The 24,434-nt window shown below is 60.8% G+C and carries 30 protein-coding genes and 1 tRNA gene; 16 read left to right on the forward strand and 15 right to left on the reverse strand.

Annotated elements, in window-relative coordinates; all coding sequences use genetic code 11:
* The first annotated feature begins 1 nt into the window (after position 1).
* Both O0882_RS19715 and O0882_RS19720 read left to right on the forward strand, forming a co-directional pair.
* Positions 2 to 940 carry a type II secretion system F family protein gene (locus O0882_RS19715; RefSeq protein ID WP_289950709.1) on the forward strand — a complete coding sequence of 313 codons (939 nt, stop codon included), beginning with the start codon at positions 2 to 4 and terminating at the stop codon, positions 938 to 940.
* Positions 941 to 951: 11 nt separating this feature from the next.
* Positions 952 to 2,028 (forward strand): LytR C-terminal domain-containing protein, encoded by a 1,077-nt coding sequence (locus O0882_RS19720; protein ID WP_289950711.1) that lies wholly within the window; start codon positions 952 to 954, stop codon positions 2,026 to 2,028.
* A 67-nt stretch (positions 2,029 to 2,095) separates the two neighbouring features.
* Here O0882_RS19720 and O0882_RS19725 read toward each other — a convergent pair whose 3' ends face one another.
* The gene (locus O0882_RS19725; RefSeq protein ID WP_289950713.1) at positions 2,096 to 3,085 is read right to left on the reverse strand and encodes an EDSAP-1 family PEP-CTERM protein; all 990 of its coding nucleotides are present in this window, start codon (positions 3,083 to 3,085) and stop codon (positions 2,096 to 2,098) included.
* Positions 3,086 to 3,296: 211 nt separating this feature from the next.
* Entirely contained in the window at positions 3,297 to 3,671 is a 375-nt protein-coding gene (locus O0882_RS19730; RefSeq protein WP_289950715.1) for a hypothetical protein, read from the reverse strand.
* 151 nt (positions 3,672 to 3,822) lie between these two features.
* On the opposite strand from O0882_RS19730, the gene O0882_RS19735 reads away from it, so the two are divergent.
* Positions 3,823 to 4,134 (forward strand): hypothetical protein, encoded by a 312-nt coding sequence (locus O0882_RS19735; protein ID WP_289950717.1) that lies wholly within the window; start codon positions 3,823 to 3,825, stop codon positions 4,132 to 4,134.
* Between the two features lie 14 nt (positions 4,135 to 4,148).
* Here the strand turns inward: O0882_RS19735 and O0882_RS19740 are convergent, their stop codons facing one another.
* From O0882_RS19740 to petA, 8 genes are all read right to left on the reverse strand, one after another.
* Positions 4,149 to 4,355 (reverse strand): dodecin, encoded by a 207-nt coding sequence (locus O0882_RS19740; protein WP_034753599.1) that lies wholly within the window; start codon positions 4,353 to 4,355, stop codon positions 4,149 to 4,151.
* Between the two features lie 823 nt (positions 4,356 to 5,178).
* On the reverse strand, positions 5,179 to 5,856 hold the full coding sequence (locus O0882_RS19745; RefSeq protein ID WP_289950720.1) for a Panacea domain-containing protein: 678 nt from the start codon (positions 5,854 to 5,856) through the stop codon (positions 5,179 to 5,181).
* 389 nt (positions 5,857 to 6,245) lie between these two features.
* Positions 6,246 to 6,321: transfer RNA gene (locus tag O0882_RS19750), tRNA-Thr, on the reverse strand.
* 26 nt (positions 6,322 to 6,347) lie between these two features.
* Entirely contained in the window at positions 6,348 to 6,860 is a 513-nt protein-coding gene (locus O0882_RS19755; protein WP_289950721.1) for a ClpXP protease specificity-enhancing factor, read from the reverse strand.
* Between the two features lie 105 nt (positions 6,861 to 6,965).
* Complete coding sequence (locus O0882_RS19760) at positions 6,966 to 7,577, reverse strand: glutathione S-transferase N-terminal domain-containing protein (protein WP_010394154.1); 612 nt, start codon at positions 7,575 to 7,577, stop codon at positions 6,966 to 6,968.
* Positions 7,578 to 7,697: 120 nt separating this feature from the next.
* Entirely contained in the window at positions 7,698 to 8,462 is a 765-nt protein-coding gene (locus O0882_RS19765) for a cytochrome c1 (protein WP_289950723.1), read from the reverse strand.
* Positions 8,463 to 8,498: 36 nt separating this feature from the next.
* On the reverse strand, positions 8,499 to 9,911 hold the full coding sequence (locus tag O0882_RS19770) for a cytochrome bc complex cytochrome b subunit (protein ID WP_289950724.1): 1,413 nt from the start codon (positions 9,909 to 9,911) through the stop codon (positions 8,499 to 8,501).
* Positions 9,912 to 9,913: 2 nt separating this feature from the next.
* The gene (gene petA / locus O0882_RS19775; RefSeq protein ID WP_034753009.1) at positions 9,914 to 10,522 is read right to left on the reverse strand and encodes a ubiquinol-cytochrome c reductase iron-sulfur subunit; all 609 of its coding nucleotides are present in this window, start codon (positions 10,520 to 10,522) and stop codon (positions 9,914 to 9,916) included.
* Positions 10,523 to 10,934: 412 nt separating this feature from the next.
* On the opposite strand from petA, the gene mscL reads away from it, so the two are divergent.
* Genes mscL through O0882_RS19795 form a run of 4 tightly spaced genes read left to right on the forward strand, consistent with a single transcriptional unit; the run spans position 10,935 to position 13,658 of the window.
* The gene (mscL, locus tag O0882_RS19780) at positions 10,935 to 11,384 is read left to right on the forward strand and encodes a large conductance mechanosensitive channel protein MscL (RefSeq protein WP_070223752.1); all 450 of its coding nucleotides are present in this window, start codon (positions 10,935 to 10,937) and stop codon (positions 11,382 to 11,384) included.
* Positions 11,385 to 11,423: 39 nt separating this feature from the next.
* Positions 11,424 to 12,584 carry a Do family serine endopeptidase gene (locus O0882_RS19785; protein ID WP_282408823.1) on the forward strand — a complete coding sequence of 387 codons (1,161 nt, stop codon included), beginning with the start codon at positions 11,424 to 11,426 and terminating at the stop codon, positions 12,582 to 12,584.
* A 21-nt stretch (positions 12,585 to 12,605) separates the two neighbouring features.
* On the forward strand, positions 12,606 to 13,298 hold the full coding sequence (locus O0882_RS19790) for a DUF2461 domain-containing protein (RefSeq protein WP_289950737.1): 693 nt from the start codon (positions 12,606 to 12,608) through the stop codon (positions 13,296 to 13,298).
* A gap of 15 nt (positions 13,299 to 13,313) precedes the next feature.
* The gene (locus O0882_RS19795; protein WP_289950740.1) at positions 13,314 to 13,658 is read left to right on the forward strand and encodes a cupin domain-containing protein; all 345 of its coding nucleotides are present in this window, start codon (positions 13,314 to 13,316) and stop codon (positions 13,656 to 13,658) included.
* A 25-nt stretch (positions 13,659 to 13,683) separates the two neighbouring features.
* Here the strand turns inward: O0882_RS19795 and O0882_RS19800 are convergent, their stop codons facing one another.
* From O0882_RS19800 to O0882_RS19820, 5 genes are all read right to left on the reverse strand, one after another.
* Entirely contained in the window at positions 13,684 to 14,724 is a 1,041-nt protein-coding gene (locus O0882_RS19800; protein WP_289950753.1) for an NAD(P)H-dependent glycerol-3-phosphate dehydrogenase, read from the reverse strand.
* A 36-nt stretch (positions 14,725 to 14,760) separates the two neighbouring features.
* Complete coding sequence (locus O0882_RS19805; RefSeq protein ID WP_289950757.1) at positions 14,761 to 15,222, reverse strand: SH3 domain-containing protein; 462 nt, start codon at positions 15,220 to 15,222, stop codon at positions 14,761 to 14,763.
* Between the two features lie 82 nt (positions 15,223 to 15,304).
* Complete coding sequence (gene secB / locus O0882_RS19810) at positions 15,305 to 15,778, reverse strand: protein-export chaperone SecB (protein ID WP_034783580.1); 474 nt, start codon at positions 15,776 to 15,778, stop codon at positions 15,305 to 15,307.
* A 160-nt stretch (positions 15,779 to 15,938) separates the two neighbouring features.
* Positions 15,939 to 16,205: a glutaredoxin 3 gene (grxC, locus tag O0882_RS19815; RefSeq protein ID WP_034753025.1), complete on the reverse strand. Its 267-nt coding sequence runs from the start codon at positions 16,203 to 16,205 to the stop codon at positions 15,939 to 15,941.
* A gap of 25 nt (positions 16,206 to 16,230) precedes the next feature.
* Positions 16,231 to 16,647, reverse strand: coding sequence for a rhodanese-like domain-containing protein (locus tag O0882_RS19820; protein ID WP_071079850.1), 417 nt, complete (start codon positions 16,645 to 16,647; stop codon positions 16,231 to 16,233).
* A gap of 106 nt (positions 16,648 to 16,753) precedes the next feature.
* On the opposite strand from O0882_RS19820, the gene gpmA reads away from it, so the two are divergent.
* The 9 genes from gpmA to gspK all read left to right on the forward strand — a co-directional run bounded on the left by gpmA (position 16,754) and on the right by gspK (position 24,429).
* Positions 16,754 to 17,500, forward strand: coding sequence for a 2,3-diphosphoglycerate-dependent phosphoglycerate mutase (gene gpmA / locus O0882_RS19825; RefSeq protein ID WP_096233264.1), 747 nt, complete (start codon positions 16,754 to 16,756; stop codon positions 17,498 to 17,500).
* A gap of 76 nt (positions 17,501 to 17,576) precedes the next feature.
* Positions 17,577 to 19,037, forward strand: a complete 1,461-nt coding sequence (locus O0882_RS19830; RefSeq protein WP_289950844.1) for a peptidoglycan DD-metalloendopeptidase family protein — start codon at positions 17,577 to 17,579, stop codon at positions 19,035 to 19,037.
* A gap of 34 nt (positions 19,038 to 19,071) precedes the next feature.
* Positions 19,072 to 20,565, forward strand: a complete 1,494-nt coding sequence (locus O0882_RS19835; RefSeq protein ID WP_096233269.1) for a S41 family peptidase — start codon at positions 19,072 to 19,074, stop codon at positions 20,563 to 20,565.
* Positions 20,566 to 20,649: 84 nt separating this feature from the next.
* Positions 20,650 to 21,411, forward strand: a complete 762-nt coding sequence (gene moeB, locus O0882_RS19840; protein ID WP_289950763.1) for a molybdopterin-synthase adenylyltransferase MoeB — start codon at positions 20,650 to 20,652, stop codon at positions 21,409 to 21,411.
* Positions 21,412 to 21,504: 93 nt separating this feature from the next.
* Positions 21,505 to 21,957: a type II secretion system major pseudopilin GspG gene (gene gspG, locus O0882_RS19845; RefSeq protein WP_035823835.1), complete on the forward strand. Its 453-nt coding sequence runs from the start codon at positions 21,505 to 21,507 to the stop codon at positions 21,955 to 21,957.
* A gap of 12 nt (positions 21,958 to 21,969) precedes the next feature.
* Positions 21,970 to 22,455 carry a type II secretion system minor pseudopilin GspH gene (gspH, locus tag O0882_RS19850; RefSeq protein WP_289950765.1) on the forward strand — a complete coding sequence of 162 codons (486 nt, stop codon included), beginning with the start codon at positions 21,970 to 21,972 and terminating at the stop codon, positions 22,453 to 22,455.
* Complete coding sequence (gspI, locus tag O0882_RS19855; protein WP_289950767.1) at positions 22,455 to 22,835, forward strand: type II secretion system minor pseudopilin GspI; 381 nt, start codon at positions 22,455 to 22,457, stop codon at positions 22,833 to 22,835. The genes gspH and gspI overlap by 1 nt, the downstream gene beginning before the upstream one ends.
* Positions 22,835 to 23,458, forward strand: a complete 624-nt coding sequence (locus tag O0882_RS19860; RefSeq protein ID WP_289950768.1) for a prepilin-type N-terminal cleavage/methylation domain-containing protein — start codon at positions 22,835 to 22,837, stop codon at positions 23,456 to 23,458. Before gspI ends, O0882_RS19860 begins: the two co-directional genes overlap by 1 nt.
* Positions 23,455 to 24,429, forward strand: a complete 975-nt coding sequence (gspK, locus tag O0882_RS19865; RefSeq protein WP_289950770.1) for a type II secretion system minor pseudopilin GspK — start codon at positions 23,455 to 23,457, stop codon at positions 24,427 to 24,429. Before O0882_RS19860 ends, gspK begins: the two co-directional genes overlap by 4 nt.
* Positions 24,430 to 24,434 lie beyond the last annotated feature (5 nt).

The raw sequence follows: 24,434 nt of genomic DNA on the forward strand, positions 1-24,434 counted from the left end.
CATGAGCGCTTCGCAACTGCTGTTTCTCGTGATTGTCTTCGTCGTGGTGGTGGCGCTGGCCCTGCTGGCGTGGCTGATCTTCTTTCCCGGCGCCTTGCGCCAGCGCCTGTTCGGCGCCACGGCGCCGGCGGCCAGCGATGCGGTGGCCGACTCTGGCTGGGTGGAGCGCGTGGCGCGCGTGGCGCAGCCGTTCAGCAAGCTGTCGCTGCCGGAAGAGGGCTGGGAGCGCTCGCCGCTGCGCACGCGCTTCATGAACGCGGGCTGGCGGCAAGCGAGCGCGCCCGCCTTGTACTTTGCGGCGAAAACCGTGCTGGCCCTGCTGTTTCCCACCGTGCTGGGGCTGTACGCGGCCAGCGCCATGGCGGCGCAGATGCGCAGCGTGCTGCTGTTGCTGCTGTGCGTCAGCGCCACCATCGGCTATTACCTGCCGAACCTGGTGCTGGCCAGCACGGCCAAGCGGCGCCAGCGCGACATCTTTGAAAATATCCCCGATGCGCTCGACTTGCTGACCGTGTGCGTGGAAGCGGGCCTGAGCCTGGAGCGCGCACTGGTCAAGGTATCGGGCGAGATCCACATCAAAAGCATGGTGCTGGCGCAGGAATTGCAACTGGTACTGATGGAAATGCGCGCCGGCTTTTCCAAGGAAAAGGCGCTGCGCAACCTGGCCCTGCGCAGCGGCGTGGAGGATGTCGACACCCTGGTCGCCATGCTGATCCAATCGGAACGCTTCGGCACCAGCATGGGCGATTCACTGCGCGTGCATTCCGAAAACCTGCGCGGCAAACGCAGTCTGCTGGCCGAGGAGGCGGCGGCGAAGATCGCCCTGAAACTGCTGTTCCCGCTGATATTTTGCGTCTTTCCCACCCTGATGCTGGTGCTCATGGGGCCGGCCGTGATCGAAGTCTATCGCGTGCTCGTACCGGCCATGGCCAGCCGCTGAAAGGAGTCACCATGCGCTTGATGCTCTCCCGCCTGGCCGCCGCCTGTGCCTGCCTTGGCCTGGCCGCCTGTACCACGCAACTGGCCCACGCACCGGTGCCGGCGTGGCCTGACGCGGATGCCGCCTATGTCGCGGGGCGCCAGCATTTCGAGCGGGGCGACCTGCCCGCCGCGCAGGCGGCCTATGAGCAGGCGCTGCGCCATGCGCCGCGCCACGTGAATGCGCGCAACGGCCTGGCCGTGCTGCATGCGCAGCGGGGCGAGCACGCCGCCGCCATCGCCCAGTGGCAGGCGCTGACGCAGGAAACGGGCATGGCGCGGCCGCAGCAGGCCTATCTGTTCAGCAATCTAGGCCATGCCTATTCTCTGAGCGGGCGCGACGCGCAAGCGTTGACTGCGCTGGAACAGGCGTGTTTGCTCGATCCGCTCAATGCGCTAGCCTGGCAGCATCTGGCGCAGGTGCTCGAACGGCTGGGGCAATACGAGCGCGCCGCCCTCATGCGGCGCCAGGCGGCCAGCTTGCGGGAACATGACTTGCGGCGCGACCTGGCGGTCTTGCGCGGCGAGGCGGCGCCGAAGGTTGTGCCCGTGCCCGCGTCGCTGCCGGAGGTGCCCGCCATGGCACGCGTGGAGATCACGCAGAGCGATGGCATGGCCCAGCTGCAGCGCGTGCCGGCGACGGCGCGCAGCGTACCCGCCGCAGTGCCTGAGCGGCCCATGCCGGCGGCGGCCACGCCGCACCCGCGCCTGGAAATTGTGAATGGCAACGGCGTGCCGGGCATGGCCGCCGCGCTGGCGCGCAGCCTGGCCGGCGCTCCCGTGCAAGTGGTGCGCCTGGCCAATGAAACCAGCTTCCAGGTGGCGCGCACGCGCGTCGAATACCGGCCCGCGCAAGAGCAGGCGGCGCGCCAGCTGGCCCGGCAGTTGGGGCTGCAGGTGCAAACTCAGGTGCAGACCCAGGCCGCCGACTGCCCGGCCAGCGAGCTGCGCCTGGTACTGGGGCGCGACCTGAGCGACCCCGCCATGTTGCACCGCTATTATCTGCAGCAGTTGCAACTGGCGCGCCAGGCATTGGCGCGGCTCGGTTAAAACATTTCTGCCTGCACGAAAAACACGCGGCGCCTTTGCGGGCGCCGCGTATTTTTCATACTGCTGATTATGTCGGTTGGCGGCGGCGCGTAAACGCCAGGGCCGCCAGTCCCATGCCCAGCAGGAACAGGCTGCCTGGTTCCGGCACGACCTGGGGATCGATGACGACGATGTCGGTGCGCGTGGACTTGGCAAAGTTCAAGGTATAGCTGCCGGCGGGCAGGGCGAAGTTCGAGGTCAGGGAAAACATCGAAAAGCCATTCGTGAAGGCGCGCCCGGTAGCGGGATCATTCGTGCCGGCCGTCAAGTTCAGGCTGAAGGGATCGAGGCTGCCGGCGCCATGGTTGCCGTTGATATCGCTGCCATTGTTCGGGTTGCCATCGGGGGCGAACTGGAAGATCACGCCATCGGCGTTCGCGTTCGACAGGCAGCCGGCAGGGCTGGCGGCATTGCACGAGATATTGAAGATATCCATGATCGACACGTTCGACTTGTCACCCATGGTCGTCACGCTGGTGCGCAGGTCGCGCCGTCCCATGAAGCTGAAGGTGATGAAGCCGGCGCTCGACAGGGTCAGGTTGACGGAACCGGTGAGCGTGTCGCCAGCCGTGGCCGTGGCGGCGCCGACCGTGTTGCGCTGTGCTTCCGCCACGGCTTGCACGCTGGCGCCGCCATTGAGCATATTGCCGAAGGCGTGCGCATCGCCGCGCGCGAATTCCAGGGTGGAACTGGGACTGGGTGCGTAGTGATTTTGCGGCAAGCCGCTGCAGCCGCCCCCCGAACACACTTGCAGCACGTCGGCGTTGGCGGCCGGCCCTGTATTGACGGCGCGCGGATTGACGGCCACGCCACCTTCGAAGAAGGCGCTGTCGCTGGCATTGCGGTTGGCGCCGGCCAGCGACAACGCGCCAGCGCTGGTGGTGATGCGGAAATTGTTCAACTCATTGACGGCCAGGCCGTACGCGCCGGCCTGCGCCTGGCCGCTGGCCAGCAGACTTGCCGCCGCCAGTGCGCCCAGCCAGCCCAGGGTCTTGCTTCGTGTGTGATCGACGTTCATCGCAGCCTCTTATCGTGGTCAGTCTCGGAAAATCCGGGGGACAAAGAATCCAGAATGACTTGCCTGGATTCATCTCGTAGACAGGGATAAGCAGCTTGCATGCCACACAAAAAAAGTAAATTGAATCAACTACTTGCGCAAAGCGGACTGAGCTGGATAGGGCGAAGTGTAAGAAAGGCCGACGCCGCTTGGCGGGCGGCGTCGGCCCGCCTCAGGTACCGCGGTGATAGCCCAGGTGGCCACCCGAATTGCTTGCGCAACCGCAACCGATGCGCGCCACTTCCTCGCCTTCCGTCAATTTCCAGTTGGTAATGGTCGTGTGCGGCCAGTCGATGTCGCTTTTCTTGACAGGTTTGACCGTCAGCGTGCGTTCTTCCACATCCGTGTATTCCATCAGCTCCTCGTCGTCGGCGATGTCGAAATGGCGGTGGATCAGGGAAATACCGAAGCGGTCGAGTGCGCCATAGCGCTGCAGCACGTCGCGCAATTCGCGGAAGCAGGCCAGATCCGCGGGCAGCAGCGGGTCGACGGCGGAAATATCGGCAACGGGTTGCCATTGCATGGCGTGGATGTTCAGGCTGTGCATGATAGGCTCCTGTGCCCCGTGATGAGTGGCCCAGGCTGCCGGAGGGGCGCCGGCAGGCCTGGCGAAATACCCATCGTGGCCGCAAAGCCGGTGCGGCGCTTGCGCCAGATCAAAGGTGCGGCATATCGCATCTCGCCCGGTAAAATAGGCCATGGCAAACAAAATTCCCACCTTCCCCGGCGCACGCACGGGCCGCGGCCAGGTCCTGGCCGTGCTGCTGTCGAACCGCGACCAGTCCGGCGCCGAACCGCTGCAAGGCCGCGTCTCCCTGGCCGCCATCGTCAAAGCGCTGAAACGCAAATACCACTGGCCCATCGAGACGCACAGCTTTCCCGCCAACACGCAGGATGGCCGCGCCAGCTGGGCGACTGTCTACAGCTTGCCGGAAAAGGTGATCGAAGCCGCGCTGGACAACGGCGGCCGGGATTGGCTGGAGAGCCGGGGAGCGGTTGGGCGGCGGTGAGTTGCCGCCTTACCCTATTCGAGCCGGAAGCCGACCTTCAGCGTGACCTGGAAGTGCGCCACCTTGCCATCGACGATATGGCCGCGCGACTCGGTCACTTCATACCAGTCCATATGCTTGACCGTCAGCGCCGCCTTGGCAATGGCATCGCGTATCGCCTGATCGCTGCTCTCGGTCGATGTTCCCACCAGTTCGATGAGCTTGTAAGTGTGTGCGGACATGATGTTTCCCCAGGTAGGCAAACCAAGTATCGGAAAGTTGTTCTTCGCCAGCAAGTGCCCATAGTGCGCCTAAATGCGCTGGGCGTCATTGCGCGATGCAGCAATGCGATTGCGAATCTGGCAAAGGCCGCCATCATGCTGTCAACATTGCTTTCGGTTAAAGCCGGGACTTCAGTTGGTTTTGTTGGCGTGTGGGTGGAGATAGTCCGCGTTGCGTCCCACGCTATGTGCTCACTTCGGGGCGCGATGAGCATCAATGGCTCCAGGAGCATCCTGCCGGCGCCTGAGAAGAAAAGAGGTTAGCTGCCGAAGCACGTAACCCATGATTTTCTACTTAATTCTAGTGTCGGGTACGGGTTTCGAACTGGACCAAAATCATCACATCCTCTAACTATGCCATTGATACAGGGTTGACACCTCGATCGCCACTAAATTGATAGTCGTTTGAAGGCACCCTTCGTGAACTTCGATGCATTCAGCCCGGCTTTGATCTCTGAAAAAGGCGGGTCTCCGCAAGGACGATGCACACGAAACACCCCGCTCTTCACCAATTGCGACAATGTTGCCGCAGGCTCCAGCCGAGTATGCTTGTAGGCGATGTGACTTTGATGTTCTACGAAAGGATGGCTTCCGACCTGAAGCTCACAAGTTGCATCGAACGGGACGTTCGGATAGGTCGAACAAACGCATACCAGCGCGCACATGTTATCAGGATAGCCATCGATGGGCGCTGGGTCATTTAGTACTACAAATAAATGAAACAAACCACCAGGGCCAGATGGTATGAGGAGTGTTTCCTTGGCTCGCGGTAACCACCCGGGCATCATGCCGCCGATGTAAAAGCGGCGTTGATCGCCTGCTGCTCGCGTAATTGTTTTTTCAGCAACCGTGTCTGTTCATTATTGAATTTAAGTACTTCGAACAATTTTTCTAGCGTGATGGGTACTGATGAGCCTTCAGGATCTTCCCACTCCGGACAAATTTTGTGGGTGAGGTCGCGAATCTGATATTTGCTCAAGTGACCAAAATCTTTCCAAGTTTCTGCGAGAACTACAAACTCGGCTTCAGATAATTCCAGAAGGTCTTGCTCCGGCGAGCGAATCCGACTTCCGTCACGCAAAGCCACAGCATGGTCCTCACGATCCGCGATCCACGCATCCCACCCATTATCTTCAGATGAGGACATTCCGTTAATGCGATTCAATGTTTGAGACAGAACTGGTCCGTGATCCATAGAAACAAGCTTGTCGCCAATGATCGGATCGCCGTACATTTCATATGAGCGCCGTTCTGCTAGATAAAGCAACTTCATCAGCTTAAGTACAGGAAGGCGGCCTTGGGCTTGAAATAGGAAGTAGGCGGCAACCTGCGCGGCCTTCTTTTCGGAGTATAAGTTTTGCATAATTTTGAGCCTCCATCGCATCAATTTTGAGCAATTTGGATAGCTATTTGAGATCAATCTACGCACAAAGTACATCGCTGTCAACATATTGCCGTGCATGATGCTCTGGCCTATGCAATATGTGCGGAAAGTAGATTAAATCAGTTTAACTGTATAAATGTACAGTATTTTTGATCATTGTCAAACGAAATCGATAAGCGCCAGCGTATCGGCTGGATGGCTTTGTCGCTGGACGGGGACGTCGGCCAACGTTCTTCTGCATGTCGCCATGCGGCAAAAAGGGGGCCACTGTGCGCCAGTCTGGAAACCACGATGATTTACGCCCATCTTTGCCAGGGACGTTGACAAGAATCCAAGATGGAAAGTAGTACGTGAGGTGTGATTGCTTGTAATCAAGCGAGGCGCAACTATAAATAAGTTGGCGTTGGCACTTGGTTGGTACTGGCCCAAAAGAAAAGGGCTTACATTTCTGTAAGCCCTTGATATTCTGGTGCCGACTGCCGGTTTCGAACTGGCCACCTGATGATTACAAATCAACTGCTCTACCAAATGAGCTAAGTCGGCAAAAACTGCGCGTTGCGAATTATACGCTATTTAATGCGTGTCAGGGTCGGGCGGCCGCCTTTTTTTGGTGGCTCGTCGTCACCGGGCGTGGCGTTGTCGCGTTGTTCGGGGGAACTGGTTGGCACGGACGACAGGGTCGGGGCGCTGGAGACCGGAGCCAGCGCTGGCGGCGGCACGTCGGCGGAGGCGGGGCTGTCGGTCGGTTGCGCGTCGGGGTCATCGTTGCCCAGCACGGGCTCGAAGGCCATGCCCTGGCCGTTTTCGTTGGCGTAGATGGCCATCACGTTGTCGACTGGTACGTAGATTTCGCGCGAGACGCCACCAAAGCGGGCGTGGAAGCGGACGGCGTCGTTGTCCATCTTCAGGCCGCTGGTGGCGCCGAAGCTGATGTTGAGCACGATTTCGCCCTTTTTCACGTATTCCATCGGTACCGTGGTGCGCGAATCGACTTTGACCGCGAGATAAGGCGTGTAGCCGCTGTCGGTGCACCACTCATAGATGGCGCGCAGCATATAAGGTTTGGTTGAGATTTCAGACATGGTAGGCACTGTGAGGCGGGAGCGCCCCCATCAAGCATGAGGCGGGCGCACCGGTAATTCAAAAGACGCAGATATCCCGGCAGGCGCGGCCTGCCGGGATTATCTTTAGCGGCGCATGACCTTTTCGGAAGGGGTCAATGCCTCGATATAGGCCGGACGCGAGAAGATGCGTTCGGCGTATTTCATCAGCGGTGCGGCCGTCTTCGACAGTTCGATGCCGTAGTGGTCCAGGCGCCACAGCAACGGTGCGACAGCCACGTCGAGCATCGAGAATTCGTCGCCCAGCATGTACTTGTTTTTCAGGAACAGCGGCGCCAGGGTCGTCAGGCGGTCGCGGATTTCCGCGCGTGCCTTGTCGTGGGCCTTGTCGTTGCTCTTGGCGCGTTCGCTTTCCAGCACGTGCACGTGCACGAACAGTTCTTTTTCGAAATTGAACAGCATCAGGCGCGCGCGGGCACGCATCAGCGGATCGGCCGGCATCAGTTGCGGATGCGGGAAGCGCTCATCGATGTACTCGTTGATGATGTTCGATTCATACAGGATCAGTTCGCGCTCGACCAGGATAGGCACCTGGCCATACGGGTTCATGGTCGAAATATCTTCCGGCTTGTTGAACAGGTCGACGTCGCGCACTTCGAAGTCCATGCCTTTTTCAAACAGGACCAGGCGGCAGCGTTGCGAAAATGGGCAGGTTGTACCCGAATAGAGAACCATCATTTTTTATAGTTCCTTAGAAACAAAGGGGGTGAAGCCGCGAACGGCTCACCCCAGGTCGCTTGTCCACTCATGCGGACAATGCAGAAACAGGCATAAACCGGCCTATGGCCGGCGCCTCACTTATTTGACTTCCTTCCAGAACGACGCGTTAAGGCGCCATGCCAGCAGAGCAAATACCGACAGGAACAGCAACACCCACACGCCCAGGCGCTTGCGTGTTTGCTGTGCCGGTTCGGCCATCCACTCCATGTAGCCGACCAGGTCGGCTACCGCATTGTCATACTCGATCTTGTTCAACGTGCCGGGCTTGACCTGCTCGAAACCGGCAAATTTGTGGATCTTCTTGCTTGGCTCGTGGGGATCCGTCTCTTCCACGAACTTGGCAGTCTGGACACCTTGCAATTCCCATAATACATGCGGCATGGCAACATTCGGCACGACCATGTTGTTCCAGCCGGTCGGACGAGTGTCGTCTTTATAGAACGTACGCAGGTAAGTATACAGGTAGTCGCCGCCAGTGCCAGCGGAAGATGATTTCGCGCGCGAAATTACCGACAAATCCGGCGGTACGACGCCAAAGAAGGCCTTGGCGTCCTGCGGTGCCAGGCTAGTCGTCATCAAGTCGCCGACTTTATCGCCTGAGAACAACAGATTCTGTTTGATCTGGTCTTCCGTCAAGCCCAGGTCGCGCAGGCGGTTGTAGCGCATCGACACGGCGGCGTGGCAATTCAAGCAATAGTTGACGAACAATTTGGCGCCATGTTGCAGCGCTGCCATGTTGGTCTGGCGGTCAGGCGCCTTGTCCAGCGGAAAGCCGCCTTCGCTGGCGAGAGCCATGGCTGGCACGAAGGCCAGGATGGCGAGCAGTTTTTTTGCAATCTTCATATGATGTATGTCCTTTGAGCGTGGCGTGAGAGCGGCTTAGTGCGGGTGAAACGTCACACGCGACGGCACGGTCTTGAACTTGCCCATTGCACTCCACCATGGCATCAGCAGGAAAAAGCTGAAGTAAATCAGTGTGCACACTTGCGACACGATGGTTTTCGTATCCGTTGGCGCCTGGGTACCGAGGTAGCCGAGGATCAGGAACGACAGGCCGAAGATGGCGTACACATATTTGTGCCAGCTCGGACGGTAGCGGATCGATTTCACGGGCGAATGGTCGAGCCATGGCAGGAAGGCCAGGATCACGACGGAACCGCCAAAGAACACCACGCCCCAGAATTTCGCATCGAGCACTTGCGGCAGCATGCCGATGATGGCGACGATGGCGATGCCGGCGATGGCCGACTTGACGGTCGTCGACAGGCGCGACTTGAGCCAGATGAACACCACATAGGCCGCCACGGCACCCATCAGCACGTACATGAAGTCGGCCGTGGTGGCACGGAGCACCGAGTAGAACGGCGTGAAGTACCAGGTTGGCGCGATGTGCAGCGGGGTTTTCAGCGAATCGCCGGGCAGGAAATTGTTGTATTCCAGGAAGTAGCCGCCCATTTCCGGCGCGAAGAACACGACGGCGCTGAAAATGACGAGGAAGATCGAGACGCCGAACAGGTCATGCACGGTGTAGTACGGATGCGAAGGAATCGAATCGAGCGGGTGGCCATCGGCGCCCAGGTTTTCCTTCACTTCGATGCCGTCCGGATTGCTGGAGCCCACTTCGTGCAGGGCGATCAAGTGCGCTGCAACCAAACCCAGCAGTACGAGCGGGATAGCGATCACGTGGAAGGCGAAGAAGCGGTTCAGGGTCGCGTCGGAGACGACATAGTCGCCGCGGATCCACAACGACAGGTCAGGGCCGATGAACGGGATGGCGCCAAACAGGTTGACGATCACTTGGGCGCCCCAGTACGACATCTGGCCCCATGGCAGCAGGTAGCCGAAGAACGCTTCGGCCATCAGGCACAGGAAGATGGCGAAACCGAACAGCCAGATCAACTCACGTGGCTTGCGGTAGGAGCCGTACAGCAGGGCGCGCGTCATGTGCAGGTAGACAATGATGAAGAAGGCCGAGGCGCCCGTCGAGTGCATGTAGCGCACCAGCCAGCCCCACGGTACTTCGCGCATGATGTACTCGACGGAATTGAAGGCCAGGGCCGCATCCGGTTTGTAGTGCATGGTCAGGAAGATGCCGGTGACGATCTGCAAGACCAGCACCAGCATGGCCAGCGAGCCGAAGATGTACCAGAAATTGAAGTTTTTCGGGGCGTAGTACTTGCCCCATTGGTCGTTCCACAGCTTGGTCAGGGGAAAGCGGTCATCGACCCAGCCCAGCGCTTTTTCGGCGACGGGAGCGTCTGCCGGGAATTTCGTTTCTTTAAAAGCTGCCATGATCAAGCCTCGCCTTTCTCGTCTTTACCTATCAGCAATTTGGTGTCGCTCAGGTACATATGGCGCGGCACTTGCAGGTTGTCCGGCGCCGGCTTGTTCTTGAACACGCGGCCTGCCATGTCGAAGGTGGAGCCGTGGCAAGGGCACAGGAAGCCGCCTTCCCAGTCATCGGGCAGCGACGGTTGCGGGCCGGGGGCAAATTTCGAGGAAGGGGAGCAGCCCAGGTGGGTGCAGATGCCGACGGCGACGAGAATTTCAGGCTTGATCGAGCGCGCTTCGTTCATGCAGTATTCGGGCGTGAATTCGGCGGGATTGCGTTGCGAATTGGCATCGGCGACTTTGCCATCGGTCTTTTTCAGGGACGCGATCATTTCCGGCGTGCGCTTCAGGATCCAGACCGGCTTGCCGCGCCATTCGACGGTGCGCATTTCGCCGGGTTGCAAGGTGGTGATGTCTACTTCGACCGGCGCGCCAGCCGCTTTCGCGCGCTCCGACGGCTGGAAGGTGCTTACCAAGGCTCCCGCGGTTGCCAATCCAACTACACTGCCCGCCGCGCACGTGGCGACGAGCAAGCCGCGACGGCCTGAATCGACCTGCTTTTCGTTACTCATGCAAACCCCAATCAGTCAAAATGCGAATCTTTATTATGAGTGGCAGCCGCGAAAAACCCGTCGCCGAAGCTCTTTCCCACTGATTGCCGCAACCCGCGTCTTTGCGCGGTAAAGTGGCAACATCCCTGCGGAACTTCGGACTATGGCGCAGCCCATGCCAGTTTCTTGTTGATTATCCGGAAGTGAAAAATCCACTTCTGGCAACCGCAAATTATAAGTGAAGCAAACAACGAATAGAACAAAAACGTTGCTTGTACCATAATTTATATACTTTTGCAGGAGGTGGCTAGTTCTTTCGAACTAGATGCGCCGGCTGTGCACGAATTGGTCTCGCCGACAACCATAAGTTGGTGGCACTGGGAATCAATAGTATGATCGGCATGTTTTTTATACATATCCGAAGGAGAAATTCATGGCAATGATGAAGGAATTTAAAGAATTTGCAATGAAAGGCAACGTCGTCGATCTGGCGGTCGGTGTCATCATCGGCGGCGCCTTCGGCAAGATTGTCGATTCCCTGGTGCAAGACGTGATCATGCCGCCCATCGGTCGCATTTTCGGCGGCCTCGATTTCGCCAATTACTACCTGCCCCTGAACGGCCAAGCCACGACGATGACCCTGGTGGAAGCGAAAAAGGCGGGTGCCGTGCTGGCCTACGGTAACTTTCTGACCATTTTGCTCAACTTTATCATTCTTGCCTTCATCATCTTCCAGATGGTGCGCCTGATGAACAAGGCCCGCCGCAGCGAACCGGTCGCGCCGGCACCGGCACCGGCCACGCCGGAAGACATCGTGCTGCTGCGTGAAATCCGCGATTCCCTGCAGCAGAACGCACGCAACAGCAACAATCTGGCAAAATAAGCCGTTCCGGCACCGGCCGGCTGACCTGGGCTGAGAACTATGCGACGATTCTGGTTATTGTTTGCGCAAACCGTGACGATCGCGTTGGCGCTGTACTTTGTGTATGGCGCGCTGCGCCCGGCCAGCCGGGTACAGCAGCTGGGCTCTCCCGCCAAGCCGGTGCCCGTGGTGGAAACGGCGTCGAGCAGCCTGGCGCCCGGTTCCTACCGCGACGCGGCGGCGCGCGCCATGCCCGCCGTCGTCAACATCCTCACCCTGCAAGTGCCCAAGCGCGGCGCCCATCCGCTGGCGCGCGATCCCTTTTTCAAACGTTTCTTCGGCGAGCGCGACCCGGACGCTGAGGATGGCGAGGACTTGAAAAACAGCCTCGGTTCCGGCGTCATCGTCAGCCATGAAGGCTATGTGCTGACCAACAATCATGTGGTCGAAGGCGCCGACGAAATCGAAGTGGTGCTCACCGATGGCCGCAAGGCGCCCGCCAAGGTGGTGGGCCTGGATCCGGAAACGGACCTGGCCGTCATCAAGATCAACCTCGACAAGTTGCCCGTCATCGTGCTGGGCCAGTCGGAACTGGCGCGCGTGGGCGACGTGGTGCTGGCCATCGGCAACCCGTTCGGCGTGGGCCAGACGGTGACCATGGGCATCATCTCCGCGCTGGGCCGCAACAACCTGCACATCAACAGCTTTGAAAACTTCATCCAGACGGATGCGGCCATCAACTTCGGCAACTCGGGCGGCGCGCTGGTCGATACGCGCGGCAACTTGATCGGCATCAATACGGCGATTTACTCGCAAAGCGGCGGTTCCGTCGGCATCGGCTTCGCCATTCCCGTCTCGACGGCCAAGACGGTGATGGAAGCCATCATCAAGGATGGTCACGTGGTGCGGGGCTGGATCGGCGTGGAAACGCAGGACATCACGCCTGAGCTGGCGCAAAGCTTCAACTTGCAGCGCACCAGCGGCGCCATCATCGCCGGCGTGGTGCGCAACGGCCCGGCCGACAAGGCGGGCATCGTGCCCGGCGATATCCTGCTGACGGTGCAAGGCAAGCCCGTGGGCGACACGACGGAAATGCTGAACCTGATCGCCCAACTGCCGCCCGGCGAAAAAGCTAAAATGACGGTGCTGCGCAAGAATCGCGAAGCGGCGCTCGATGTGATGGTGGGCAAGCGCCCCATCCCGAAAGAGCTTTCCAAATAGTTGCTGATCGGAATTTGACACATGCATGTGCGTGATTTGACCCAATTTTTACGTGAACTGAGCGACAACAACAACCGTCCCTGGTTTGTCATGAACAAGCCCCGCTACGATATCCTGCGCGAAGAATTCCTGGCGCTGGTGACGTCACTCATTGCTGAACTCGGCAAGTTTGATCCGGCCGTGAAATACTGCAATCCGAAGAAGGCCTTGTTCCGCATCAACCGCGACGTGCGTTTCGCGCACGACAAGAGCCCGTATAAAACGCGTTTTTCGGCCGCCATCGCGCCGAACGACATGCGCCGCCCCAGCAAGGCGGGCGGTCCCACGTATTATCTGCAGATCGATGGCCAGGGACATTTACTGTTCGGCGCCGGCGAATACATGCCGCCAGCAGGCCGCCTGAAGGCGCTGCGCGAACACATGGTCAACGACGCGCCAGGTTTTTCCAAAGTGCTGAAAAATAAGCGCTTGAAAGCCCGTTTCGGCACCATCCAGAACGAGGGCAAGTTGCAGCGCCCGCCCAAGGGTTTCGAGGCGGACGCCGAACATATCGAATTCATCAAGCTCAAAAGCTTTTTTGTCTGGACCGAAGTGCCGCTGCCCGTGAACGAACCGGAAAAACTGCTGCCGACCCTGGCGGAAGGCTTGAAGGATGCGTGGCCGCTGGTCGAATGGATGCGCGGCGCGAAAGAGCCGGAGGAAGTCCCCGAGTAATTGCTGAAGGAGCACATGATGGCGCTGGAGCACGCAAGTTCAGGACAGGTGATCGAGGTACTGCGCAGGGACGGCGACGACCTGTCGCAGTTTTCCGCCATCGCGCTGGCCAAGACGGATGAGCTGGAATTGATCCGCATGTGCATGCCCAAGGGCAAGACCATGCCTGAGCATCATGTCCTCGGTGAAATCACCTTGCTGTGCCTGCAAGGGCAGGTGGCGGTGGAAGCGCATGGCGGCGTGCAAATACTGGGGCCGGGGCAGATGCTGTATCTGCACGGCGGCCAGGCGCATGCGCTGGAAGCGCGCGAAGACAGTTTATTGCTGTTGACGATATTGATGGCCAAGGCGGGGCGCTAGGTTTTCCCTGGCGATTCAGGCCACCTCAGGCCGCCTCGGCGCGCGGATCGCGCGACAGCAGTTGCTGCACCATGATGTGCGGCAAATCGCCATCGAACAGCACGCCGGCCACCGCGTTGGTGATCGGCATGTCGACGCCCATGCGGCGCGCCAGTTCGCGCACGGCCTTGGCGCACGGCACACCTTCGGCCACGTGACCGAGTTCGGCCACGATGGTGGCCAGCGCCTTGCCTTGCGCCAGGCCCAGGCCGACCCGGCGGTTGCGCGACAGGTCGCCCGTGCAGGTCAGAATCAAATCACCCATGCCCGTCAAGCCCATGAACGTTTCCGTCTGGCCACCCAGGGCCGTGCCCAGGCGCGTGATTTCCGCCAGGCCACGCGTGATCAGCGCGGCGCGCGCATTCAAGCCCAAGCCCAGGCCGTCGGCCACGCCGGTGGCGATCGCCAGCACGTTTTTCACGGCGCCGCCCACTTCCACGCCCACCAGGTCGTCGCTCGCATACACGCGGATGGTGCCGCCATGCAAGGCCGAGACGACGGCGCCGCGCAAGGCGGCACTGTGCGAGGCGATGGTTAGCGCGCACGGCAGGCCGCGCGCCACTTCCTGTGCGAACGAGGGGCCGGACAGGGCGCCGCCGGGGATCTTGTCGCCCAGCACTTCCTGCACGATCTGGTGCGGCAGCAGGCCCGTGCCGCCTTCAAAGCCTTTACAGAGCCATACCAGGTTGCCGATGGCCTTGTCTTTCAATTGATGCAGCATCGGCCGCAGGCCCGCCACGGGGCAGGCGGCGATCAAGAGGCCGTGCTCACCGCCGGCATGCGCGACGGCGGCGTCGAAATCGGCGCTGATGCGCAGTTGCGGCGGCAAAGGGAAACCGGGCAAATAACTGTTTTCGCCGTTGGCGGCCATGGCGGTCATGGCCTCGCCGTTGCGGCCCCACAGCAGCACGTCGTGGCGGCCGGCCAGGGCCATGGCCACGGCCGTGCCCCAGGCGCCGGCGCCCAGGATGGTGATCTTGCGGGCGGCGGGAATCATATCGGGAGTGACTTCAGGAGAAACTTGCATGCAACCTCAACGGGGCAGGGGGAACGGGCGCGGTGCTTACAAGCCCCACACTTCGCTGGTCTTGACGTAGCCGCTCTGGCCATCCTTGTGGCGCACCTTGACCCAGCCGGAGCTCGGTTGCTCGCTCATTTCCAGCAGCACGCCCTTGTCGACGAGGATGATGGCGGAGGCGGTGTCATCGGGGCTGGCGCGAACCTTGAGGTTCGCGGCGCGCGCCACGACGTTGCGCTTGGCCGACAGGCCCTTGGCTTCGGTCCAGGCCATTTCGCCGCTGGCGTCGCGTACCTTGACCCATTCGCCGTAGCTGAGCACGACTTCCAGCGGCATGCCGCGTGGCGCCACGTACAGCTTGCCGCCCTTGGCGGACGGCGCGTCGTACAGGATCACGGGGTTTGCTCCCACCGTTTTGAAATCGACGGCGTGACTGGCGGCGGTGGCCAGCAGCAGCACGGCGCCGGCGATCCAGCGGAACTTGCTCAAGAGCGCACTTTTCAACATGATATTTTGAACCTTAACGAAACACGGCGGCCAGGCCGCCGTGTCAGGCCAGCCATGACGGCCGGCGGGGTCTTGCAAGAGCTTAGTGCGTTTCGCTGGCTGCTGGTGCTGCTGCAGCGGCGTCAGCAATAGCTTGCAGACGTTGTTGGTAGAACACTTCGAAGTTGATCTCGGCCAGGTGCACTGGCGGGAAGCCGGCACGGGTGATCACGTCGGCGATGTTGGCGCGCAGGTAAGGGTAGATGATGTTCGGGCAGCCGATCCCCAGCAGCGGATCGAGTTGATCGGCAGGAATGTTGCGTGCTTCGAAGATACCGGCTTGCTTGCCTTCGACCAGGAAAGCGACTTTTTCGCCAACTTTGGCCGTCACGGTGATGGTCACGGTGGCTTCGAAGATACCGTCGGCCAGAGGCGCAGCGCCCACGTCCAGAGCTACTTCGATGGCTGGCGCTTCTTGTTCCAGGAAAATAGCTGGGGAATTTGGTTGTTCCAGCGACATGTCTTTCAGGTAGACGCGTTGGATTTGGAAGACTGGTTGCAGATTTTCGTCAGACATGGAACGCTTTCGTTGTAAGGGACAAGAACGGCACACCGTTCAAATATGGTGCTTGCGGTATGTAAACCGCGCCGGGTAGGCGCGGCCAGATCAGGTGCGAGGGCAATTGTATCAAAACAATACGACAAAAAACCAAGCAATTTCTCGAACCCGCTTTATATCAGGCTGCCGTGCCATTTAACAAGGGGTCCAGCTTGCCAGCTTGATCGAGCGCATACAAATCGTCGAATCCGCCCACGTGGGTATCGCCCACATAGATCTGCGGCACCGTGCGGCGGCCCGTGCGTTCCATCATCTTGATGCGCTCTTCCGGGTCGAGGTCGACGCGGATCTTTTGCACGGCCACGCCCTTGGATTCCAACAGGCGCTCGGCGCGCACGCAATACGGGCACACGGCGGTGCTGTAAACAATTACTGGTACGGTCATGATGCTTCCTTCAGTTAAGGCCGGCTTACTTGGCCAGCGACAAGGTTTTCAATGGCAAACCCTGCTTTTTCCACTCGTCGATGCCGCCTTCCAGGCTCGTTGCCTCAGCGAAACCGGCTTTGCCCAGCAGGCCGACGGCCGTTGCCGAACGCGAACCTTTCTGGCAAACCACTACAATGGGGCGCGTTTTGAATTTTTCCAGCTCGCCCAGGCGTTTTGCCAGTTCCGGCAGCGGCATATTTTTTGCGTCAGGCAAGTGGCCCGTGGCGAACTCTTCCGCGCTGCGCACGTCAACAATGATGGTCTTGCCACGGTTAATCAGTTGCGTGACTTCCAGCACGGTCGCGCGCTTGCCGCGCATCGACAGCAGTGGCCAGAGGAGGGCGCCGCCGGAAATAATGACGATGGCAAACAGAAAAATGTGGTCGATAATGAATTTCACGTAGGGTCCAATGGTTTAAGTCAATCCGCGCATTATAAAATAGAAGCTGGACGAGGTCTTTTTACGTTTTGCTTTTTTGATTTGAACCCCTTGAGAAGATAGAACTATGTACAAAATCGTTTTCATGCGTCACGGCGAGTCCACCTGGAATCTCGATAACCGCTTCACCGGCTGGACCGACGTCGATCTGACGGAAAAGGGCGTCAACGAAGCCAAGGCCGCCGGCCAGATCCTCAAGCAGGAAGGTTTTACGTTCGACGTGGCCTACACTTCCGTCCTGAAGCGCGCCATTCGCACTCTGTGGCTGGCGCTCGACGAGATGGACATGATGTATTTGCCAATCAAGAACGACTGGCGCTTGAACGAACGCCACTACGGCGCCCTGCAAGGCCTGGACAAGGGCGAGACAGCCGCCAAGTATGGCGACGAGCAAGTATTGGTGTGGCGCCGCAGCTACGACACGCCGCCGCCGCCGCTGGAAGCGAACGATGACCGCGCCTCGTTCAACGATCCGCGCTACGCCGGCTTGCCGAAAGCGTCGATTCCGCTGACCGAATGCCTGAAAGACACCGTGGCGCGCGTGATGCCGTCCTGGGACGAGGAAATCGCTCCGGCCATCCGCGCCGGCAAGAAGATCATCATTTCGGCCCACGGCAACAGCCTGCGCGCGCTGATCAAGATGCTCGATGGCATCAGCGACAGCGATATCGTCGGCCTGAACATCCCGAACGGCCAGCCGCTCGTGTATGAACTGGACGCCGACCTGAAACCGATCCGTCACTACTACCTGGGCGACCCGGCAGCGATTGCGGCAGCGCAAGCGGCCGTGGCGAACCAAGGGAAGGCCAAGTAACTTGTTGTCTTTCTTCCGCGGCACAGCGATCGCCCCCTCTGCTGAACGACCCCTGCCGGCGTGGCGCGCCGGCGCCATGCTGTGCGCAGCGCTGCTGTTCTCCAGCGGCGTGGCACAGGGTGCCAAGCCCACCGAACGCAGCAAGCAGAAAGCGGCCGCGGAAGCACAACGTGCTGGATTGCAACAAAAGCTGACGGCGCTCAAGCGCGACATCAGCCGCACGGAAAGCGCCAAGGATGACGCGGCCGATACCCTGGCCGAGTCGGAAGAGGCCATTTCCAACGCCAACCGCGCCTTGCGCGACCTGGCGCAGGAGCAAAGCGAGACGGGCGTGAAACTCAATGCGCTGGGGCAAGAGCACCGGCAATTGACGGCCACCGTCGAAAAACAAAAAGCACAGCTGTCCAAATTGCTGCGTGAACAATATGTTGCCGGCAACGAAGACCGCATCAAGCTGCTCTTGTCGGGCGACAATCCGAATCGCATCAACCGCGACTTGCAATTGATGGCGTATGTGTCGCAGGCGCAGGCGCGCCTGCTCGACGCCTTGCGCGCCAACTTGCTGGCGGTGGAGAAAAACCAGGCGGACGTGCAGAACGCCAAGGATGAACTGGAGGAAATCGCGCAGGAAGAGCGCGACCAGAAGGCCCTGCTGGTGCAAGAGAAGGCGCGCCGCGCCGCCTTGCTGACGAGCTTGTCGCAGCGCCTGGTGGCGCAACGCAAGGAAGTGGGCAATGTCGAGCGCGACGAACAGCGCATGGGCAACTTGGTCGACAAGCTGGCGAAACTGATCGAAGAGCAGGCCGCCGCCGCCGCCGCTGAAAAGAAACGCCAGCAATTGCTGGCTGAGCAGCGCGCCGCCGCCAAGGCCGCCGCTGATGCCAGGATCGCGGCGGAAAAACGCGAACGCCTGCTGGCCGCGCGCGCCAAGGCCGCCCAGGCGCAGGCCGAACGCGAACGCCTGGCGAAAGAGCAACAAAACAAATCGGGCAAGATCAAGCCGCAGACGCCGCCAGCGCCCGTGAAACTGGAACCGATCGACGATGACGAACCGCCGCAGGTGGCCAAGGTCGCGCCCAAGCCCGAACCCAAGCCGGAACCGGAGCCGGAACGTCCGAGCCTGGGCCCAGCCGCGCCGGCCGGTGCCTTTGCCAGCATGAAAGGGCAGCTGCGCGCGCCCGTGGCAGGCAAGATCGCCGCCCGCTTCGGTAGCAAGCGCGGTGACGGCCCCAGCTGGAAGGGCGTGTTCATCCGCACGGGCGAAGGCAGCGAAATCCACGCCATCGCTGGCGGCCGCGTCGTGTTTTCCGACTGGCTGCGCGGTTTCGGCAATTTGATCATCGTCGACCATGGCGGCCAGTACATGAGTATTTATGGCAATAACCAATCCTTGCTGAAACGCGTGGGCGATGCCGTCAAGGGTGGCGACGCCATTGCCAGCGCGGGCAATAGCGGCGGCAACGAGGAATCAGGGCTATACTTTGAATTGCGCCATCAGGGCCGCGCCTTCGACCCCGCCACCTGGGTGAAGTTTTAAGTTCCCCAGCGAATTTGTAGATTGCGAAGAATACATGGGTATCAAAGTCAAAAGTATCGGCCTGATCGGTCTGGGCGTCCTGGCCGGCATCGGCATGTCGCTGCAGTTCCCGGCCGTGGCGCAGAAAATCACGAATGCCCCGCTGCCGCTCGACGAGCTGCGCCAGCTGTCCGACGTCTTCGGCCTGATCAAGTCCGATTATGTCGAGAAGGTGGAAGACAAGAAACTCTTGACGGAAGCCATTTCCGGCATGGTCTCGTCGCTGGACCCGCATTCCGTCTACCTCGACAAGAATGCCTTCAAGGAAATGCGCGAAAGCGTGCAGGGCAAGTTTGTCGGCATCGGCATCGAAGTGAGCATGGAAGACGGCTACGTGAAAGTCGTCTCGCCCATCGAGGACAGCCCCGCCGCCAAGGCCGGTATCCTGGCTGGCGACCTGATCACCCGCCTCGACAATATCCCCCTGAAGGGCTTGCAGCTGGAGGACGTCATCAAGAAGATGCGCGGCCAGCCCGGCAGCAAGCTGGTGCTGACCATGTCGCGCAAGGGCGAAAGCAAGCCGCTGGTGTTCCCCATCGTGCGCGAGGAAATCCGCGTGCAAAGCGTGAAGGCCAAGATGGTCGCGCCCGGCTATGCCTGGCTGCGCATCGCCCAGTTCCAGGAACCGACCGTCGATGACATGGTCAAAAAGATCAATGCGCTGTATGCGCAAGACCCCAAGCTCAAGGGCTTGGTGCTGGACTTGCGCAACGATCCCGGTGGCGTCGTGCCGGGCGCTATCGGCGTGGCAACAGCATTTCTTCCGGGTAATTCCGTGATCGTTTCCACCAAGGGCCAGTTGCCGGAGTCGAAGCAAGTGTTTTATGGCCGCCGCGAATTCTATGCGCCGCCGGGCGCCAAGGCCGACCCGCTGGCCAAGCTGCCGGCCGCGCTGAAAACCGTGCCGCTGGTGGTGTTGGTCAATGCCGGTTCCGCGTCCGCGTCGGAAATCGTCGCCGGTGCCTTGCAGGATTACCAGCGCGCCACCGTCATCGGCACGCAAACGTTCGGCAAGGGTTCCGTGCAAACCTTGCGCCAGATCACAGCCGACACGGCCGTCAAGCTGACGACGGCCCGCTACTACACGCCAAAAGGCCGGGCCATCCAGGCGCGTGGCATCGTGCCCGACTTGCTGGTCGATGAAACGGCCGAAGGCGACGGCTGGAACAGCCTGCGTGTGCGCGAGGCGGACCTGGAAAAACACTTGAGCAGCAACGACGGCAAGCCGGAAGCGGCCAAGCCGACGATGGAAGGCATGCAGGATCAATTGGAAGAAGAGCAGCGCCTGATCGCCACGGCGAAAAAGCGCAAGCCGCTCGAATACGGCGCCAAGGATGATTTCCAGCTGCAACAAGCCTTGAACCACTTCCAGGGCTTGCCGGTGCAGCTGGCCAAGGTGGACCCGAAGGCGGAGAAGATCGGCGCCAAGCCGGAAATCGCTTCCGACATCAAGGCGGACGATAAAAAGATTCCAGTGCAGAAGCCGTGATGCTTAACCCAATGCAAGTGCCGGGGTCGGACCCTGAGGGTCCGACCCCAGGGTTTGATCTGGGTTTGCAGTAGACGTAAAACCATGAACGACGACCAACTGCTGCGCTATTCGCGCCATATCCTGTTAGACGAGATCGGCATCGAAGGCCAGCAAGCCTTGCTCGATGCGCATGTGCTGGTGATCGGCGCGGGCGGGCTGGGCTCGCCGGCCGCCATGTATCTGGCCGCCAGCGGCGTCGGCAAGCTGACCCTGGTCGATGACGATACGGTCGATCTGACCAACCTGCAGCGCCAGATCGCCCACACCACGCAGCGCGTGGGCCAGCCGAAAGTGCTGTCGGCGCGCGAAACCTTGATTGGCATCAATCCCGAGATAGCCATCGTCGCCTTGCAGGAGCGCCTCGACGGCGCGCGCCTGGCTGAACTGGTCTTGTCCGCCACGGTGGTGCTCGACTGCACCGACAACTTCGCCACGCGCCACGCCGTCAACCGCGCCTGCGTGGCGGCCCGGGTGCCGCTGGTGTCGGGCGCCGTGATCCGTTTCGACGGGCAAGTGAGCGTGTTCGACCCGCGCACGGGCACCCAGCCCTGTTATTCCTGCCTGTTTCCTCAAGAACAGCAGTTCACGGACGAGGCGTGCTCGAGCATGGGCGTGTTCGCGCCGCTGGTGGGCGTGGTGGGCGCCATGCAGGCGGCCGAAGCGCTGAAACTCATCATGGGCGTGGGTGAATCGCTGGCCGGGCGCCTGCTGCTGCTCGACGGTTTGCACATGGAATGGAGCAGCATGCGCGTCGCGCGCGACCCCGGCTGCGCCGTTTGCGGTGTAGTGGTCTTGCCGCTCTGAGTAGCCCCGCACAAATTTTTCCCCATATGACAGGCTTTGTCATATTTCCGCTTTATACTCTGCTCTCATTACTCACCTTCTTCTCTCTTTCATATGCAAAACGCAGCAAACCATCCGATACGCCAGCGCCGCGCGCGCGGCTTCACTTTGATCGAAATCATGGTCGTGGTGGTGATCATGGGCATCCTCGCATCGCTGGTGGTGCCCAAGCTGATCGCCCGCACGGGCGAGTCGAAAGTGGCGGCGGCGAAAGTCGACATCGCCACCGTGATGCAAGCCTTGAAACTGTATCGCCTGGATAACCAGCGCTACCCGACCACCGAACAGGGCCTGCAGGCGCTGATCGAAAAACCGACCACGGGACCGGCCGCGAATGGCTGGAAAGCGGGCGGCTACCTGGAAAAGATGCCGAAGGATCCATGGGGTAACCCATACCAGTTTCTGTCGCCGGGCGTGAAGGGCGAAGTCGACATCATTTCGCTGGGTGCCGACGGACAGCCTGGCGGTAGCGGCGACGATGCCGATATCGGCTCCTGGGAACTGTAAGTTTTCCATTGCATGCCTGCCATGACCACCGGTCGCCAGCTGCGCCAGCGCGGCTTCACGCTGATCGAATTGCTGGTGGTGATGGTCATCATCGGCGTGACCCTGGGCCTGGTGTCGCTGAACGCCATGCCGAATGGCCAGCAAGCGCTGCAAAAGGAAGCCGAGCGCATCGCCCTGCTGCTGCAGCTGGCGCGCGATGAAGCCATCGTGCGCAGCCGGCAAGTGGCGTTCGAGGCGGACGAAAATCAATACCGTTTCCTGGTCCTCAATGAAAAGCTGTGGCAACCCGTGACGCAGGACGATTTGCTGCGCGAGCGCAGCTTCAGCAATACGCCCATGCTGCTCAGCGTGCAGCCGTCGAACAGCGTGGCCCAGCCGCTGCGCATCATCTTCGGCCGCGAACCGGTCGACAAGCCTTTCGTGCTGACCCTGGCCAGCGGCGAGCGCAGCGTGGCCATCCGCGCCGACGGCATCGGCCACTTCACGGTCGAGCAATGATGCGGCGCTCATTTCGCCGCCACCCGCGCGGCTTCACTTTGCTGGAAGTATTGGTGGCCCTCGTCATCGTCGGCACGGCCCTGGGCGCCTCGCTGCGCGCCGTCGGCAGCCTGACGCAGAACAGCGACGGCTTGCGCAGTGCCATGATGGCCACCTGGTCGGCGGAAAACCACCTGGTGCGGCTGCGCCTGGCAAAAACTTTTCCGCAGACGGGCAAGCGCACGGTCGACTGCCCGCAGGGCGATTTAAAACTGATCTGCGAGGAGGAAGTGGTGGCCACGCCGAATCCCCGCATCCGGCAAGTGCGCGTGAATGTGTACGACGTGCAATACCCGGCCCGGCGCATCGTGCGCCTGGTGTTATTGGCGTTCAACGACTGATGGCGCGCCGCACTGTTTCCGTCGCGGGTTTCACTCTGATCGAGCTGCTCGTGGCGATCGGCATCCTGGCCATGGTCGCCGTGCTGGGCTGGCGCGGCCTGGACAGCATCATGCGTTCGCGTGAAGTGCTGACCAGCCAGCTGGAACAGGCGCGCGGCATGCAACTGGCGTTTGCCCAGATGCAAAGCGATTGCGACCATCTGGCTGGTGCCGGCCAGAGCAATACCCTGCTGAATGGCCGCCTGAACCTGTCGGCGGAAAATGACCGCCTGACCCTGGTGCGCCTGGCCGCATCGGAACAGGAGCCGCAACAGTTGCAAGTGGTCACTTACCGTCTGCGCGGCGGCGTGCTGACGCGGCGCGAGTCGAACGGCACGCGCGACCTGGCCGTGCTCGACACCCTGTGGCAGGCGGCGCGCGACGATACCGATACCTCCAACGCCGACGTGGCCTTGATGCATGGCGTCGGCAGCATGGTCATGCGCGGCTGGAGCAATGGCGCCTGGAACGTGCTGACGGCCGGCGCCACCATCTCCACGCAAGTGCCGGGCCTGGAAGTGACCCTGCAAATGCCGGGCCAGGATGCGGGCCTGTCCAAAGTCTTTTTATTGGGGCCGGGATGAAGCCGTTTATCCGCCCCGGCCGCCAGCGCGGCGTGGCCGTCATCACGGCCCTGCTGCTGACGGCGCTGGCCATTACCGTCGTCGCCAGCCTGTTCTGGCAGCAGCAAGTGCAGGTGCGCTCGATGGAAAACCAGCGCCTGCGCCTGCAGACGCAGTGGGCCATGCGCGGCATGGTCGACTTCGCCCGCTTCTGGCTGCGGCAGGATAATCCCACGCAGACGGCGCTGGACGGCGTGTGGGCCACGCCCATCGAGGAAGCGCGGCTCGACGATTACGTCGACCGCGAAAAGGTTGACACGGAAAAATTTGACGCCACCGTCTCGGGCCGCGCGCTCGATGCGCAGGCGCGGTTTAATATTAGCAACCTGGTCGCCGCCACGGGCGGCATCAATCCGAAGCAGGTGCTGGCTTACCAGCGTTTGCTGTCGAACCTGCGGCTCGACAGCGGCCTGGCGCAGGCCACGGCCGATGCCGTGCTGCGCGCGAAACCGAAACTGCGCGCCATGGACAGCGGCAGCGATGGCAAGACGCCCGCCGCCGCGCCCCCATCGGGCGGCAGCAGCGAGCCGGTGGCGTTCACGCAGGTCGAGGATTTGCTGGCCGTGCCCGGCTATACGCCGCAGATGATCGAGCAGTTGCGCGATTTCGTCATCATCTTGCCGGAACTCACGCCGGTCAATGTGAATACGGCGCCGGCCGAGGTGCTGGCGGCCGTGACGATGATGTCCTTGTCCGAGGCCAGCGCCCTGACCCTGAGCAATCCGCGCAAAAAGTTTGTTGATTTGGCAAACTTCAAGAATAATATTAATGCCGAACTGATTGCTACCGTGGAACTCGACGTGAAGAGCCGCTACTTCCTGACGGTCATCCGCGTGCGGCTGGATCGCGCCGCCCTCGATGCCGTGGCGCTCGTCAATCGAAAAACGGATCCGCAGCGCACCACCAGCCTGGTCTGGTTGCGGGAAAATTAACCCCT

Origin of the sequence: Janthinobacterium sp. SUN073, from assembly GCF_030397665.1 — a bacterium.
Lineage (GTDB): Bacteria > Pseudomonadota > Gammaproteobacteria > Burkholderiales > Burkholderiaceae_D > Janthinobacterium.

Excerpts from the sequence above, each read along its gene's own strand:
- O0882_RS19800 (WP_289950753.1), bottom strand. The coding sequence starts at position 14,724 with ATGCAAGTTTCTCCTGAAGTCACTCCCGATATGATTCCCGCCGCCCGC.
- grxC (WP_034753025.1), bottom strand. The coding sequence starts at position 16,205 with ATGACCGTACCAGTAATTGTTTACAGCACCGCCGTGTGCCCGTATTGC.
- O0882_RS19790 (WP_289950737.1), top strand. The coding sequence starts at position 12,606 with ATGCATGTGCGTGATTTGACCCAATTTTTACGTGAACTGAGCGACAAC.
- O0882_RS19755 (WP_289950721.1), bottom strand. The coding sequence starts at position 6,860 with ATGTCTGAAATCTCAACCAAACCTTATATGCTGCGCGCCATCTATGAG.
- O0882_RS19830 (WP_289950844.1), top strand. The coding sequence starts at position 17,577 with ATGCTGTGCGCAGCGCTGCTGTTCTCCAGCGGCGTGGCACAGGGTGCC.
- secB (WP_034783580.1), bottom strand. The coding sequence starts at position 15,778 with ATGTCTGACGAAAATCTGCAACCAGTCTTCCAAATCCAACGCGTCTAC.
- gspK (WP_289950770.1), top strand. The coding sequence starts at position 23,455 with ATGAAGCCGTTTATCCGCCCCGGCCGCCAGCGCGGCGTGGCCGTCATC.
- O0882_RS19720 (WP_289950711.1), top strand. The coding sequence starts at position 952 with ATGCGCTTGATGCTCTCCCGCCTGGCCGCCGCCTGTGCCTGCCTTGGC.
- O0882_RS19745 (WP_289950720.1), bottom strand. The coding sequence starts at position 5,856 with ATGCACGGCAATATGTTGACAGCGATGTACTTTGTGCGTAGATTGATC.
- O0882_RS19835 (WP_096233269.1), top strand. The coding sequence starts at position 19,072 with ATGGGTATCAAAGTCAAAAGTATCGGCCTGATCGGTCTGGGCGTCCTG.
- O0882_RS19760 (WP_010394154.1), bottom strand. The coding sequence starts at position 7,577 with ATGATGGTTCTCTATTCGGGTACAACCTGCCCATTTTCGCAACGCTGC.
- mscL (WP_070223752.1), top strand. The coding sequence starts at position 10,935 with ATGGCAATGATGAAGGAATTTAAAGAATTTGCAATGAAAGGCAACGTC.
- gpmA (WP_096233264.1), top strand. The coding sequence starts at position 16,754 with ATGTACAAAATCGTTTTCATGCGTCACGGCGAGTCCACCTGGAATCTC.
- O0882_RS19770 (WP_289950724.1), bottom strand. The coding sequence starts at position 9,911 with ATGGCAGCTTTTAAAGAAACGAAATTCCCGGCAGACGCTCCCGTCGCC.
- O0882_RS19735 (WP_289950717.1), top strand. The coding sequence starts at position 3,823 with ATGGCAAACAAAATTCCCACCTTCCCCGGCGCACGCACGGGCCGCGGC.
- gspI (WP_289950767.1), top strand. The coding sequence starts at position 22,455 with ATGCGGCGCTCATTTCGCCGCCACCCGCGCGGCTTCACTTTGCTGGAA.
- O0882_RS19730 (WP_289950715.1), bottom strand. The coding sequence starts at position 3,671 with ATGCACAGCCTGAACATCCACGCCATGCAATGGCAACCCGTTGCCGAT.
- O0882_RS19715 (WP_289950709.1), top strand. The coding sequence starts at position 2 with ATGAGCGCTTCGCAACTGCTGTTTCTCGTGATTGTCTTCGTCGTGGTG.
- petA (WP_034753009.1), bottom strand. The coding sequence starts at position 10,522 with ATGAGTAACGAAAAGCAGGTCGATTCAGGCCGTCGCGGCTTGCTCGTC.
- O0882_RS19765 (WP_289950723.1), bottom strand. The coding sequence starts at position 8,462 with ATGAAGATTGCAAAAAAACTGCTCGCCATCCTGGCCTTCGTGCCAGCC.
- O0882_RS19725 (WP_289950713.1), bottom strand. The coding sequence starts at position 3,085 with ATGAACGTCGATCACACACGAAGCAAGACCCTGGGCTGGCTGGGCGCA.
- moeB (WP_289950763.1), top strand. The coding sequence starts at position 20,650 with ATGAACGACGACCAACTGCTGCGCTATTCGCGCCATATCCTGTTAGAC.
- O0882_RS19860 (WP_289950768.1), top strand. The coding sequence starts at position 22,835 with ATGGCGCGCCGCACTGTTTCCGTCGCGGGTTTCACTCTGATCGAGCTG.
- O0882_RS19785 (WP_282408823.1), top strand. The coding sequence starts at position 11,424 with ATGCGACGATTCTGGTTATTGTTTGCGCAAACCGTGACGATCGCGTTG.
- gspG (WP_035823835.1), top strand. The coding sequence starts at position 21,505 with ATGCAAAACGCAGCAAACCATCCGATACGCCAGCGCCGCGCGCGCGGC.
- O0882_RS19740 (WP_034753599.1), bottom strand. The coding sequence starts at position 4,355 with ATGTCCGCACACACTTACAAGCTCATCGAACTGGTGGGAACATCGACC.
- O0882_RS19805 (WP_289950757.1), bottom strand. The coding sequence starts at position 15,222 with ATGTTGAAAAGTGCGCTCTTGAGCAAGTTCCGCTGGATCGCCGGCGCC.
- gspH (WP_289950765.1), top strand. The coding sequence starts at position 21,970 with ATGCCTGCCATGACCACCGGTCGCCAGCTGCGCCAGCGCGGCTTCACG.
- O0882_RS19795 (WP_289950740.1), top strand. The coding sequence starts at position 13,314 with ATGATGGCGCTGGAGCACGCAAGTTCAGGACAGGTGATCGAGGTACTG.